Raw genomic sequence first — 13924 nt, 5'->3', positions numbered from 1 at the left:
CGACCTCCCGATTATCCGCTACTGGGACTTACGTACGCGTAAATACCACTCTGAAAGCAGCCGAACCTGTTTTTCGGTATAGCCACGATCAACCATTCGCGCGACAAAATCCTCGTGCTTTTTCTGATCCGACTTCGACGCCTTAGCATTGAAAGAAATCACCGGCAGTAGCTCTTCAGTATTGGCGAACATTTTGTGTTCGATAACACCTTTGAGTTTTTCATAAGACTGCCAACTGGGATTCATACCATTATTTTGCGCCCGCGCCCTCAGTACAAAGTTCACCACTTCGTGACGGAAGTCTTTCGGGTTAGAGATGCCCGCTGGCTTCTCGATTTTCTCCAGCTCATCGTTCAATGACTGGCGGTTCAGCAATTCGCCCGTTTCTGGGTCGCGATACTCCTGATCCTGAATCCAGAAATCAGCGTAGGTGACGTAGCGATCAAAGATGTTCTGACCATACTCGCTGTAAGATTCCAGATACGCGGTCTGGATTTCCTTGCCAATGAAATCGACATAGCGCGGCGCCAGAAACTCTTTGATAAAGCCAATGTAGCGCTCAAACACCTCAGAAGGCAGTTGCTCGCGCTCTAACGCCTGCTCCAACACATAGAGTAAATGCACAGGGTTCGCGGCGACTTCAGTACCGTCGAAGTTAAACACTTTAGACAGTATCTTGAAGGCGAAACGCGTAGATAAGCCCTGCATGCCCTCATCTACACCTGCTGCATCACGATACTCCTGGATCGATTTCGCACGCGGGTCGGTATCTTTCAGGTTTTCGCCATCATAAACGCGCATCTTGGAGTAGATACTGGAGTTTTCGGGCACTTTTAGCCGCGAAAGCACCGAGAACTGCGCCAGCATGCGCAACGTATCAGGCGCGCAAGGCGCTGCGTTCAGCGAAGAGTCTTCAAGCAATTTTTGATAAATCTTGATCTCTTCGGAAACCCGCAAACAGTAAGGCACTTTGACGATATAGACCCGATCCAAAAACGCCTCGTTATTGCGGTTGTTGCGAAACGCCTGCCATTCCGATTCGTTGGAGTGGGCTAAGATCACACCGTCAAAAGGAATTGCCCCCATGCCTTCTGTGGGGTTGTAGTTGCCCTCCTGGGTAGCAGTAAGCAGCGGATGCAGCACCTTAATCGGCGCTTTAAACATCTCGACAAATTCCATCAGCCCCTGGTTAGCGCGGCAAAGCCCACCCGAGAAGCTGTAGGCATCGGGGTCGTCTTGGGAGTAAAGCTCTAACTGGCGGATATCCACCTTACCCACTAACGACGAAATATCCTGATTATTTTCATCACCCGGCTCAGTTTTAGAGATAGCAATTTGATTTAGCCGTGAGGGGTAAAGGCGTACTACCCGAAACTGGGAAATATCCCCCCCCGCCTCTTTTAAACGCTTAGCCGCCCAAGGAGACATCACGCTGTGTAGATAGCGCTGGGGAATACCGTATTCCTGCTCTAGCAGTTCGCCATCTTCTTCTGGCGAAAATAGTCCTAGCGGTGACTCGTACACCGGCGAGTCTTTAATGGCGTAGAATGGAATACGCTCCATCAACAATTTCAAACGCTCAGCTAACGACGACTTACCGCCGCCCACTGGCCCGAGTAGATAAAGAATCTGCTTACGCTCTTCTAACCCCTGAGCCGCGTGACGGAAGTACGCCACAATTTGCTCAATGGCTTCTTCCATGCCGTGAAACTCAGCAAACGCAGGGTAGCGACGAATCACCTTATTCGAAAAAATGCGTGATAGACGCGGGTCTTTCGCCGTGTCGATCACTTCAGGCTCGCCAATTGCTTCCAACATGCGCTCAGAAGCACTGGCATAAACCTTAGGATCGCGACGACAAAGCGCCAGATACTCCTCAAGGCTCATGTCTTCCTGTTGAACGCGGGCAAATCGGTCTTGAACGTGATCAAAGATGCTCATGGAACTCTCCTGTGGCCCATCCCCAGCAGCTACCGCCAAGCCCAAACATCAAAGCGGTGTGTAAAACGAGGTGTCGCACTATCAGCGTAGTCAGCATTAGCAAAACGTGATGACTAAACCTTCAACGCACATTAATTAACAGTTTGAGCATCACAAGAAAGATTTAGTTGCGTTGAAACACGTGCTTAAACACACATAGTGCCCTACATACATAGCTAGAAAAGTAGTGACGCTGAAACAATTGTCATCCAGAAACAGATGCGCCGCCTAAGTAGGCGGCGCAAGCATATTGTCAGAACTCCCGATTACTCCAACACGGATTTCACATCTGCCAACAGCTGATCCAACAATTCAACGGTAGTGTTCCAGGCACACACAAAACGTGCGCCACCGGCCCCAATAAAGGTGTAGAAGGTCCAGCCCTTCGTTTTCAACGCTTCAATCGCATGGGGCGGCAATTCAACGAACACACTGTTCGCCTGGGTAGGGAACATCAGAGATACACCAGGCAATGCCTGGAGCCCCTCTGACAAATAACGCGCCATCGCATTAGCATGCTCTGCATTGGTTAACCAGGCACCGCTCTCTAACAGCCCCAGCCAGGGTGCAGACACGTAACGCATTTTTGAAGCCAGTTGCCCAGCTTGCTTGCAGCGATACGAGAAATCTTCAGCCAAGTCACGATTGAAAAACAGAATGGCTTCGCCAAACGCCAGGCCGTTCTTAGTACCCGAGAAACACAACGCATCCACCCCGACCTGCCACGTTAGCTCGGCAGGGCTTGCATTCAGGCCAGCACAGGCATTAGCGAACCGCGCACCATCCATATGCAAGCGCAAATCATGCTTATCTGCCATGGCACGAATCGCCAACAACTCTTCCCGTGAGTACACCGTACCCACTTCTGTCACTTGGGTAAGCGACACTACCTTGGGCTTAGGGTAATGAATATCACTGCGCTTAGTCACCAGTGCCTCAATGCCCTCCGGGGTGAGTTTGCCGTTGGCCCCCGGTGAGGTAAGCAGCTTCGCGCCGTTTGAAAAGAACTCAGGGCCACCACACTCATCCGTTTCAATATGTGCGAGCTCATGACAGATAACGCTGTGGTAGCTGCGCCCCATCGCGGAAAGCGCCAGTGAATTTGCTGCGGTGCCATTGAACACAAAAAAAACGTCGCAATCGAAATCAAACATCTCGCGAAAACGATCTGCAGCGCGGGCGGTCCAGCGGTCGTTGCCATAAGCCAAATCATCGGCTTGGTTGGCTTCCAGCAAGTATTTCATGGCCTCCGGACAAATACCGGAGGTATTATCACTGGCTAAAAATCGTGGGGTACACTCCGAGGTCATGACGATAGTCCTTTTATCTGACGGTCATACGGCGCGAGCTGGGTGCCACCCGCGCCTTAGATTGTTAACTGTGATTAACAGCAAAACTGATTGACCAGTCTATCGCCATTTTAACGTTTACGTCACGCGCTCTACTTACACCTACAGAGTCGCCGCAACTCGTGTGCCTTGATCAATCGCCCGTTTAGCATCTAATTCTGCCGCTTCATCAGCGCCACCAATCACATGGAAACTTGTGCCCGTCTGGCTTAATGGCCGAATCAGCTCGCGCACCGACTCCTGACCCGCACACACCACAATGCTATCCACGGCCAGTACTTGCTCTTCACCATCGTGGCGAATATGTAATCCCGCGTCGTCAATTTTCAAATACTCGCACCCGCTTAGGGTTTTAACACCGCGTTGTTTTAGCGAAGCTCGATGCACCCAGCCCGAGGTTTTACCCAGGTTCTTACCTGGCTTAGAGCTTTTGCGCTGGAGCATCACAATGTCACGAGGTGACGCAGGCGGCATCGGTGACTTCAAGCCGCCTCGTTCCTCCATTGCCAAGTCGACCCCCCATTCATCACACCAGGCAGCCAAGTCCATCACAGGGTGCCCCTGGTGGGCGAGCAGCTCCGAGACATCAAACCCAATACCGCCAGCGCCAATCACTGCCACGCGCTGGCCCACACGTTCAGGATGCTCAATGGCCTCGGCGTAACTAAGCACACTGGAGTGATCAGCCCCTGGTAGCGCAAGTTCACGGGGGATAACGCCGGTGGCAATCACCACCTCGTCAAACTCAGCCAAGGTATCGACAGTAGCCGCTGTGTTTAGGCGAACATCTACCGCGTGCTTTTCTAACATCACACGGAAGTAGCGCAGGGTTTCATTAAATTCCTCTTTGCCAGGGATTTTACGGGCGTAGTTAAACTGCCCACCCAGCTCGCTTCTGCGCTCAAACAGCACCACATGATGGCCACGGCTGGCAGCTGCCACGGCAGTGGCAAGCCCAGCGGGGCCACCGCCAACCACCGCGACCCGCTTTGGCGTTTGTGCTGGCTCAAGGGAGAGCTCGGTTTCATGACACGCCCTTGGATTGACCAGGCATGACGTCAACTTGCCCATAAAGGTGTGATCCAGGCAGGCTTGGTTGCAGGCGATACAGGTATTAATTTCGTCCGCAAGGCCCTCTTCGGCTTTACGCACCCATTCAGGGTCAGCCAGAAATGGACGCGCCATCGACACCATATCCGCATGCCCATCTGCCAACACACGCTCTGCAACCTCCGGCATGTTGATACGGTTGGTGGTAATCAGTGGAATTGAGAGTGCTGCTCTAATGCGTTTGGTGACTTCGGTAAACGCTGCACGCGGTACGCTGGTGACAATCGTCGGCACTCGGGCTTCATGCCAGCCAATACCAGTATTGATCACGTTAGCACCAGCGGCCTCGATGGCTTGCCCAAGCTGCACGACTTCTTCCCAGGTACTGCCTTCATCCACCAGGTCAATCATCGACAGGCGGAAAATCATCAAGAAACGCTCCCCCACCGCTTCGCGGATGCGTTTCACAATTTCAATTGGGAAGCGAATGCGTCGCTCAAAATCACCGCCCCACTCGTCATCGCGCTGATTGGTGCGACGACAAATAAACTGGTTAATCAAGTAACCTTCAGAGCCCATTACTTCGATACCATCATAACCCGCCTGCTGGGCAAGCTGCGCGCAGCGCACATAGTCGGCGATCTGCTGCTCAACGTCGTCGCTTGACAGTGCCCGAGGCATAAACGGATTGATCGGCGCCTGAATCGCAGAAGGTGCCACAAGCTCTGGTGAGTAGGCATAGCGGCCCGCATGAAGAATCTGCATACACAAATGCCCGCCCGCTTCATGCACAGCCTCTACCACCCCACGATGTTCCGCTAGCTGGCTCTCATCCGTAAGTGCATTTGCCCCTTGAAATACCGCTCCTTCGGCATTGGGGGCAATCCCCCCCGTCACAATCAGGCTAACGCCCGCACGAGCGCGTTCGGCATAAAAAGCTGCTAGCCGCTCGAAGCCGTTGGGCGCTTCCTCTAGGTTGGTGTGCATCGAGCCCATCAGCACACGATTAGGCAGCGTCAAATGGCCAACGGTCAGCGGCTGAAACAGGTGAGGATAAGCGGGCGCTTGGTTCATCACGGTACTCCTTTATATTGTTAGAACGTCTTGCCAATCATATTCAAACAAGCGTATGACATACTTGCGGCGACGTACAGACCTTTAACCACGTTAATATCGCTTCTTTATATAACCTACTGCGCTACTTGCTCATCGCGCTAAAGCACGTCACATTACCAGGCTAACGATAAGGGAACGTGCTATGCCATTGATTTACTTTTTACCCCCACTGGCCACGGTATTAATTTGGTCAGGAAATATGACTATCAATCAGTTGACTGTTGGTGCTATTGCACCCAGCAGTATCGCCTTTCTACGCTGGTTGTTAGCGCTGGTAGTGATGACGCCTTTCGTACTGCCCGCTGTGTTGAAACACCGTGATGAAATCTACCGCAACTGGCCTAAACTGGCGTTACTGGGGCTTCTTGGCATGGGGCTTTGGCAGGGCTTAGCCTATGTAGCAGCAGAAACGACTACCGCGACCAATATGGGCATATTAGCGGCTATGGTGCCTCTGCTAACGGTACTGCTAAGCGCATTGATTTTGCGCGAACCTCCCACGCTTGGCGGCATCTTCGGTGGGGTTTTAGCATTTATCGGCGTTACCGTGCTGCTTGGGCGTGGCGATCCCCTTTCGTTGTTACAACTGCAAGTGGCTTTTGGTGACGCCTTAATGGTGGTTGCCGCCACCTGCTACGCGCTTTATGGGGTGATGCTGAAACGCTGGGCGATGAAGCTACCTCCTTGGGTTATGCTCTATGCCCAAGTCTGCTTTGCGGTGCTATTTCTGCTTCCTCCCTATTTAATGGGACCCATGACGCCAGTAGATAGCCACAACGTGTGGTTAATTCTTTATGCGGGCATTCCCGCCTCGATCATTACTACTTTTCTGTGGATGCGTGCAGTGCGCCAGATCGGCGCGAACCAGTCGAGCATATTTATCAACCTAATGCCGCTATTTAGTGCATTGATTGCCATGGGCTTTTTAGGCGAGCGAGTCGCTGGATTCCATTTTATTGGTGGTCTGTTGATTCTTGCTGGGGTCATCATGGCACAAACGCTGACACGCCCGCTGGTGCGTAGCGCCGGGGCGAGTAAAACGAGCAACGCACAGCAGTGATACAATGCGCTAACTTCACACGACAGCTGGGAATCCCTGACTATGTCCTTAGAAGAATTGCACCTTAATCTCCGCAACCTCAACAGCGACGATTATGAACAGCTTAAATCGTTGATGGACGCGGTATATCACGACATCGGCGGTGCATGGCCAAAGCATACTATCGACAAGCTGATCCAGGAGTTTCCCGATGGCCAAATCGCCATTGAGGACGATGGCGTTCTGGTTGGCGTAGCACTTACCGTACAGGTAGATTACGACGAGTTTTCTAACCCGCATAAATATGACGACCTGATCGGCCATCGAGAAACCATCCTGAACGATCAAGATGGCGATGCCATGTACGGTTTGGATGTACTGATTCACCCCGACTATCGTGGCTATCGCCTGGGTCGGCGCTTATATGAAGCACGCAAAGAACTGTGCCGTTCGCACAACCTGCGAGCCATTCTGGCGGGTGGACGCATTCCCGAATACCACCAGCACGCCCAAGAGCTCTCCCCAGCGGAGTACATTGACAAAGTCTCTCGCAAAGAGATTTACGACCCGATTTTGTCGTTCCAACTGGCCAACGACTTCCAAGTTAAACGCTTGCTTCGTAAGTACTTACCGGAAGACGAGCAATCTCGCGGCTATGCTACTCTTCTGGAGTGGAACAACATTCTGTTCGAGCCCGCTGAAAGCGTGCTAGATACCCGCCCGACTCAGGTGCGGGTTGGCGCGGTACAGTGGCAAATGCGCGAGTTCGATTCAGTAGAAGCAGCCTTGCAACAAATTGAATACTTTGTCGACGCATTATCAGATTACCAAAGTGACTTTGCCGTTTTTCCAGAGTTATTTAACGCACCGCTGATGGGTCTGCAAGACCGCGCAGCCCAGCAGGATCAAATGGGCGCGATTCGCTTTTTAGCAGGCTTCACCGAGCGCTTTAAAACTGAGCTATCGCGGATGGCGGTATCGTACAATATCAACATCGTCGGTGGTTCGATGATTGAAGTCGGTGACGATGACCGACTTTACAATATTGCTTACTTATTCCATCGGGACGGTGAAATCGAGAAGCAGGCAAAACTACATATCACTCCTCAAGAACGCCGCGATTGGGTGATCGAAGGTGGCGACAACCTGCAGATATTCGATACCGACGCGGGCCGCGTAGGCATTTTGATCTGCTACGACGTTGAGTTCCCGGAACTTGGCCGACTGCTAGCCGATCAGGACATGGATATTCTGTTTGTACCGTTCTGGACAGATACCAAAAACGGCTACCTGCGGGTACGTCACTGCGCGCAAGCACGAGCCATCGAAAACGAGTGCTATGTGGTGCTGTGCGGCAGCGTCGGCAACTTGCCTTCGATTGAAAACCTGGATATCCAGTATGCACAATCGGCGGTGTTCTCGCCGTCTGACTTTGCCTTCCCCCACGATGCCGTGCTGGCGGAAACCACGCCTAACACCGAAATGATTTTCTTCTCGGATCTCGACCTGACCCGCCTTACGGTTGTCCGTGCCGAGGGCTCAGTGACCAACCTGAAAGACCGCCGCAAAGACCTGTTTGACCTGCGCTGGCGCGACTGGTCCTGGAAATCCGGGGCTAATTTGGAAGAGTAAGCCAATCACGCCGCCCGAATGGGCGGCGTTATTTTTTAAAGCGCTTCAGGCTCAATCAGGCCAGATAAGGTGGGCAGGAACACGTCCTTTGCTATCAAACATGACGCCTTCATTACGCAGTTTCTGATGCTGACAATCAGCTCCGCCGTGATCGGCCAGCTTCAGCGAAGCTGCAATCACTCGGTGCCATGGCAACTGATGGCCCTCTGGTAAATGGCGCATCGCCGAGCCTACCATGCGCGGTGTCGCTCCCTCGGTCATCGCCGCGATACGCCCATAGGTGGTTACCCGCCCAGCAGGAATCTGATCCACAATAGTATAAATCTGCTCGAGCAATTCAGGGCGTGGCATGGTTATCTCGCGTAGCTCAACATGTTTCTAGAGCGTTTCGACCAGCTGATCGATGGCTTGAAACGCCTCTTTTAGCGTAGCATCACGCTGAGTATCTCCCATGCTCAAACCTTCCGCAAAGACGATCTCAACATCGCTAATGCCCATCAAACCAAGCATGGTTTTTAGATGCGGCGTCTGGCTATCTAATTCAGTCCCCGCGTACTGACCACCGCGAGCAGCTAAAATAATTGCACGCTTACCTTCGATCAAACCTTGCGGGCCGTTTTCAGTGTAGCGGAAGGTTTCACCAGCGCGCAGCACGCGGTCAAACCACGCTTTCAACTGGGAAGGAATGCCCAAATTGTAGAGTGGCACCGCCAACACCAGCACATCATTAGCTCGCAGCTCTGCCAACAGTTCATCAGAATGAGCCGCTAACGCCTGCTGTTCAGCACTGCGCTCTTCCGCAGGCGTTTGCCAAGCGCCAAGCTCTTCAATGGCAAGGTGCGGTAATGCATTGGCCACTACATCGCGATGGGTAACCACCACGTCTTCGCGGGCTTCCGTCTGGGTTTTAAAATGGTTGGCTAGCGCGTTGGACTGGCCGTTTTCGCCCAGAATAGAAGAGGTTACAAGCAGTGTACGTAGGGTCATTGATAGGCTCCTGAAACATCAGTGGGATCGTTGGAGACTATTTTACGGCGCTTTTCGATTATCAAAAGCGCAACGTTTTCCCAGTTTCATTCGACAAAATCGAATTGTTGCGCAACAAAAAAGCCCCGTCCTGTCATACTCGACAGTAACGGGGCTTTCATCCATAACGTTAATGGATAGCGGTTATTTCCGCTTTGGCCATGCGTTAGGATCTACTTTGTCTGCCAGTTTGGGGAATTGGCTTGGATCAAATACCGGCTCTTTGCCAGCTTTAAGCTGTGTGTCGTAGTCGCGGAACAGCGCAAAGGCAATCGGCGATAGCAACAGAATAGCGACTAAGTTAATGATCGCCATCATGCCCATGGAAAGGTCCGCAAAGTTCCAGATCGCGCCCAGACTTGCCACTGAGCCCACCATGACCATTCCCAATACAGCCAAACGGTAAATCAATACCGCAACCGGCGCGCGACGGCCAGCCAAGTACTCAATGTTGGACTCCCCATAAGAGTAGTTAGCAATCACCGAAGTAAACGCAAACAGCAAGATTGCCACGGCAATAAACATACCGCCCCACTCGCCCACGTGGCTAGAAAGCGCCATCTGAGTCAACTGGATGCCGTTGTTTTCGTCACTCATGAGCAGCTCAGGGCCTGCCATGATGATAATAGCAGCGGTGGCGGTACAAATTACCAAGGTATCCAAGAACACACCTAGCATCTGGATAAACCCTTGTGCGGCCGGATGATTAGGTCGCGTGCTTGCTGTCGCGGCAGCATTAGGTGCCGAGCCCATACCGGCCTCATTGGAAAACAGGCCGCGCTGAATACCACTCATGATGGCCTGGGAAATGGCATACCCCATTGCACCACCAGCTGCCTGTTCAATACCAAAGGCACTTTTAATGATCGTCATAAACGCGGCGGGCAAATCACTGATATTCAGGCCTACGACCACTAGCGCCAATACTAAGTACAGGAGAGCCATTAGCGGCACAACCAATTCAGCCACTTTCGCGATGGACTTCAAGCCGCCAAAGATAATCGGCGCAACCACCGCCATCAGTACCAAGCCCATGGCCCAAGTGGGAATGGCAAATGCCTGCTCCATTGCCTGGGCGATGGAGTTAGCCTGCACGCTGTTAAACGCCAGCCCAAAGGCAATGATCAGGCAGATTGAAAACAGCACCGCCAGCCAGCGCAATCCCAAACCACGCTCAATATAGCGGGCAGGGCCACCACGGAAAGTATTGTCACCGTGATCCACCTTGTACGCCTGCGCCAGGGTAGACTCCACAAAACTAGTCGCCATACCGACCATCGCGGTCATCCACATCCAGAAAATCGCGCCGGGACCACCAAAATAAATCGCCACTGCTACACCGGCTAAGTTACCAGTGCCTACCCTTGCCGCCAAACTGGTGGACAGCGCCTGAAACGACGAAATACCGCCATTAGACTGGCGTGAGCTGCGCAGCAGCTTGAACATGTGACCGAAATAACGCACCTGGATACCGCGAGTCATAACGGTAAAATAGAGACCAGCACCGATCAGCAGATAAATCAGCACACTGCCCCATAGCAGCCCGTTGCCGCGATCAACCATCGCCGTCAACAGGGGTGGAATAGTAAAATCCATACGTAACGCACCTTTTTTATAACAATGAAGGCGCATCATTCTTCACGGTTGCACCAAAATGGCAAGAAAAATGGAAAATTAGTACATCTGCCGTATCAACACCCGCATTATCACTAGCAACCAGTTAATGTCACTATAACGCGCCTCGAACCTCCCTGCTCCCGGTGCTCGCCTAGCCAAATCCCCTGCCACGTGCCCAGCGCGAGCCGACCATCACGAACAGCAACGGTAAGCTGAGTGCCTAATAAACTTGATGCAACATGAGCAGGCATATCGTCAGGTCCTTCTAATGTGTGCTGAAAATAGTTCAGTCCTTCAGGCACCAAACGACGTATAAAGGCATCTAGGTCATGGCGCACGTCAGGGTCGGTGTTTTCATTCAGGGTCAGCGATGCAGACGTATGCATTAACTGAAGATGCAGCAGTCCCCGGCTACACTCTGCTAAGCACGGCAATGCTCTGGCAATCTCATCGGTAATCAGATGAAAGCCTCTAGGCATTGCCGACAGATGAATCTCTTGTTGATGCCACATAAACACTCCATTGTTGTCAGTCTTGCAAGAGGATCTTCAGCACAGAATCAACATAGCGCATTTCCCCCTCATCACCAGAGAAGCTTCGCTAAAAGGCAGCCCACATAGCGCTTATTTCTTCATACTGATAGGTTTAACACTTATATACCATTCATTAAAAAGGACCGTGTGATGCCCATCTCTGCACAAACGCCACGCAATGTAATGGAGAGAGTCACGGAAAAGGCCATGGGAAAATCCCCAAAAAAAACAGTAGGAAAAGGGATGGGTATCGTGGCATTAAACGGCCTCTTGTTGGCTGGCTGCACCGGCATTCCTGACGGCACAGAGCCTGTCACAGGCTTTGAACTTAACCATTATTTAGGTCAATGGTATGAAATCGCCCGCCTAGATCACTCCTTTGAGCGCAACTTAGACTGCGTTACGGCTGACTACAGCCTGCGTGACGACGGCGGCGTACGCGTCATCAACCGTGGCTACAATCTCACAGAGCAAGAGTGGAATGAGGCCGAAGGCCGTGCCTACTTTATTGACGATGAAAGCGTCGGGCGCTTAAAAGTCAGTTTCTTTGGCCCTTTCTACGGCGGCTACAACATTTTAGAACTGGACGACAACTATCAGTGGGCGCTGGTATCAGGCCCGAATCGCAACTACCTATGGATTCTCTCGCGCACGCCAACCATGGAAAGCACGGTGGAAGAGCGACTGCGCCAACGCGCCGCTGAGCTTAATTTTCCTACCGATGAGTTGATTGACGTCGTACAAGATCAAACCTGTCCCGAACGCTAACAACACAAGGAGCCACTATGGTCCACCGTATTGCAGTCATCGCTGGCGACGGTATTGGTACCGAAGTCATGCCCGAAGGTATTCGCGCCCTGGAAGCTGCCGCAAAGCGTTTCAACATTGACCTGGCACTCACCACCTTTGAATTTGGTAGCTGCGATTACTATTTAGAGCACGGCAAAATGCTGCCCGACGACTGGTTCGATCAGCTTAAGAGTTTTGATGCGCTGTTTTACGGGGCCGTTGGCTGGCCCGACAAAGTGCCCGACCATATTTCACTGTGGGGCTCACTGCTCCAGTTTCGCCGCCAATTTGATCAATACATCAACCTGCGCCCCTGCAAACTCATGCCCGGCATCAAAAGTCCATTAGCAGGCCGTGAGCCGGGCGATATCGATTTTTACGTGGTGCGCGAAAACACCGAAGGAGAATATTCAAGTGTCGGTGGCAAAATGTTCGAAGGCACCGAGCGTGAGGTTGTTCTTCAAGAGACGGTAATGAGCCGCATCGGCGTCGATCGGGTGCTGAAGTATGCGTTTAACCTTGCGCAAACCCGCCCGCGTAAAAAGCTTACCTCGGCCACCAAGTCCAACGGCATTTCAATCACCATGCCCTACTGGGATGAGCGGGTTGCCGAAATGGCAAAACAGTATCCCGACATTGCAGTAGATAAATTCCACATCGATATTCTGACCGCTAACTTTGTACTGCACCCAGACTGGTTTGATGTGGTGGTCGGCAGCAATCTGTTTGGCGATATCCTTTCAGACCTTGGACCAGCCTGCACGGGCACTATCGGCATTGCGCCCTCTGCCAATATCAACCCAGAAGGCAAATTCCCCAGCCTGTTTGAGCCGGTTCACGGTAGCGCACCAGACATCGCAGGCAAAGGTATTGCCAACCCTATTGGCCAAATCTGGTCGGGGGCCATGATGCTAGAGCACCTGGGCTATCAAGAAGCCGCCGATACGATGGTAAAAGCCATTGAAGATGTGTTGAGCGAAGGCAATAACCAAGTGCTCACCCGCGATATTGGCGGGCAAGGAAATACGCTAAGCCTAGGCCAAGCAATTGCTGAACGTATTGGCAGCTAACAAAAATGCCTCACTGTTAAGCAGTGAGGCATTGCGTCTCTAGCATGTTGGCGGGTGTTAGCTCGCCAGCTTCGCGGCAATTTCTGCGACATGCTTGCCCTGGAAACGGGCAATTTTCAGCTCACGGTCATCTGGCTGACGTGAACCGTCGCCGCCGGCAAGCGTGGATGCCCCATAGGGTGTTCCACCGCTCACTTTAGAAATATCAAACTGCTCTTCGATGCCATAGCCAATCGGCACAATCACCATGCCGTGGTGCGCCAGCGTCGTCCAGGTAGAGGTAATCGTCATTTCATCACCGCCGCCAGTACCAGTGGAGGTAAACACACTCGCCACCTTGCCACGCAGCGCACCATTGGCCCACAGCCCACCTGTTTGATCTAAGAAAGTACGCATCTGGCCCGCCATATTACCAAACCGTGTTGGCGTGCCGAAAATGATTGCGTCGTAGTCAGCAAGCTCTTGTGGAGTCGCCTCTGGCGTGGTGAAGTCCTGTTTACCGCCAGCATTTTTGAATGCGCCTTCTGGCATGGTTTCAGGAACACGTTTGACGGCAACTTCAACACCATCAACACTTTTCGCGCCCTCTGCCACCGCAGCGGCTAGCGTATCTATATGGCCGTACATGGAATAATAAAGAACTAATACCTTTGTCATTACTCACTCCTTGTAGTGCTATTGATAGTGCTATTGATAGTGCTATCGATGCTGCTATTCACCACC

The 13924-nt window shown here is 52.2% G+C and carries 12 protein-coding genes; 4 read left to right on the top strand and 8 right to left on the bottom strand.

The genetic code is table 11. The features are described 5' to 3' along the window. Window positions 1–18 precede the first annotated feature (18 nt). The 3 genes from HZS79_RS15785 to HZS79_RS15775 form a co-directional block, all read right to left on the bottom strand. Complete coding sequence (locus HZS79_RS15785) at window positions 19–1941, bottom strand: PrkA family serine protein kinase (RefSeq protein WP_162218877.1); 1923 nt, start codon at window positions 1939–1941, stop codon at window positions 19–21. A 305-nt stretch (window positions 1942–2246) separates the two neighbouring features. Further along, a complete protein-coding gene (locus HZS79_RS15780) occupies window positions 2247–3290 on the bottom strand; it encodes a threonine aldolase family protein (protein WP_162218876.1) in 1044 nt (347 codons plus the stop codon). A 141-nt stretch (window positions 3291–3431) separates the two neighbouring features. Next, the gene (locus HZS79_RS15775) at window positions 3432–5453 is read right to left on the bottom strand and encodes an NADPH-dependent 2,4-dienoyl-CoA reductase (protein ID WP_162218875.1); all 2022 of its coding nucleotides are present in this window, start codon (window positions 5451–5453) and stop codon (window positions 3432–3434) included. 184 nt (window positions 5454–5637) lie between these two features. On the opposite strand from HZS79_RS15775, the gene HZS79_RS15770 reads away from it, so the two are divergent. Beyond that, window positions 5638–6555: a DMT family transporter gene (locus tag HZS79_RS15770; RefSeq protein ID WP_162218874.1), complete on the top strand. Its 918-nt coding sequence runs from the start codon at window positions 5638–5640 to the stop codon at window positions 6553–6555. Between the two features lie 42 nt (window positions 6556–6597). Further along, window positions 6598–8166, top strand: coding sequence for a carbon-nitrogen hydrolase family protein (locus HZS79_RS15765; RefSeq protein WP_162218873.1), 1569 nt, complete (start codon window positions 6598–6600; stop codon window positions 8164–8166). 51 nt (window positions 8167–8217) lie between these two features. On the opposite strand, the gene HZS79_RS15760 is transcribed toward HZS79_RS15765, so the two are convergent. The 4 genes from HZS79_RS15760 to HZS79_RS15745 form a co-directional block, all read right to left on the bottom strand. Further along, a complete protein-coding gene (locus HZS79_RS15760; RefSeq protein ID WP_162218872.1) occupies window positions 8218–8517 on the bottom strand; it encodes an MGMT family protein in 300 nt (99 codons plus the stop codon). Between the two features lie 27 nt (window positions 8518–8544). Next, window positions 8545–9153: an FMN-dependent NADH-azoreductase gene (locus tag HZS79_RS15755; protein WP_162218871.1), complete on the bottom strand. Its 609-nt coding sequence runs from the start codon at window positions 9151–9153 to the stop codon at window positions 8545–8547. Window positions 9154–9336: 183 nt separating this feature from the next. Then, window positions 9337–10788, bottom strand: a complete 1452-nt coding sequence (locus tag HZS79_RS15750) for an alanine/glycine:cation symporter family protein (protein WP_162218870.1) — start codon at window positions 10786–10788, stop codon at window positions 9337–9339. A 113-nt stretch (window positions 10789–10901) separates the two neighbouring features. After that, the gene (locus tag HZS79_RS15745; protein WP_162218869.1) at window positions 10902–11321 is read right to left on the bottom strand and encodes a secondary thiamine-phosphate synthase enzyme YjbQ; all 420 of its coding nucleotides are present in this window, start codon (window positions 11319–11321) and stop codon (window positions 10902–10904) included. Between the two features lie 264 nt (window positions 11322–11585). On the opposite strand from HZS79_RS15745, the gene HZS79_RS15740 reads away from it, so the two are divergent. Next, on the top strand, window positions 11586–12110 hold the full coding sequence (locus HZS79_RS15740; RefSeq protein ID WP_179928360.1) for a lipocalin family protein: 525 nt from the start codon (window positions 11586–11588) through the stop codon (window positions 12108–12110). A gap of 17 nt (window positions 12111–12127) precedes the next feature. Continuing rightward, window positions 12128–13201, top strand: a complete 1074-nt coding sequence (locus tag HZS79_RS15735) for a tartrate dehydrogenase (protein ID WP_162218868.1) — start codon at window positions 12128–12130, stop codon at window positions 13199–13201. Window positions 13202–13258: 57 nt separating this feature from the next. On the opposite strand, the gene wrbA is transcribed toward HZS79_RS15735, so the two are convergent. Then, window positions 13259–13858 carry an NAD(P)H:quinone oxidoreductase gene (wrbA, locus tag HZS79_RS15730; RefSeq protein WP_162218867.1) on the bottom strand — a complete coding sequence of 200 codons (600 nt, stop codon included), beginning with the start codon at window positions 13856–13858 and terminating at the stop codon, window positions 13259–13261. Window positions 13859–13924 lie beyond the last annotated feature (66 nt).

Origin of the sequence: Vreelandella zhaodongensis (assembly GCF_013415115.1) — a bacterium.
In the GTDB taxonomy this organism is placed as follows: domain Bacteria; phylum Pseudomonadota; class Gammaproteobacteria; order Pseudomonadales; family Halomonadaceae; genus Vreelandella; species Vreelandella zhaodongensis.
This window is presented reverse-complemented; position numbering and strand designations above follow the sequence as displayed.